This is a genomic window from Sporosarcina sp. P29, from assembly GCF_002743265.1.
GTDB lineage: Bacteria > Bacillota > Bacilli > Bacillales_A > Planococcaceae > Sporosarcina.
On the sequence record NZ_PDYX01000115.1, the window covers coordinates 1 to 403 of the forward strand.

Here is a 403-nt window from a genome sequence, read left to right on the forward strand (position 1 = left end):
CAGGCCAACGGGCAGATACCTCTCAACCAGCTCTTCCAGCGTCACCCCGGAATTTTCCTGCCAGCCGCTGACTGCAACCTGCTTGTTACCCTGTTCGTCGATACGAACATCCAGCGCCAGCACCAGCGCGTCAGCGCCAAAGCGGCGGAACCAGGCTTTAACCTTTTCAGGATCGTTAACGGCAGTCGAGCCGACGACCACACGCGCCACGCCAGCGTCCAGCAGCGCCGCAACGTCATCTTCCGTACGCACGCCACCGCCTACCTGGACGGGCACATCCACGCCGGCCACCAGTTTTTTAAGAAGTGGGATTTGACGTTTTGTCGGATCTTTTGCGCCAGTCAAATCCACCAGGTGCAGCACCTGCGCGCCCTGGGCGGCATAATCCTGCAGACGTGGCAAG

General features: G+C 60.3%; 1 protein-coding gene. It reads right to left on the bottom strand.

Features of this window, described 5'->3' with window-relative positions:
* Positions 1–403: HisA/HisF-related TIM barrel protein (locus CSV68_RS16810; protein WP_199175056.1), on the bottom strand; the 403-nt coding region annotated here is incomplete at both ends.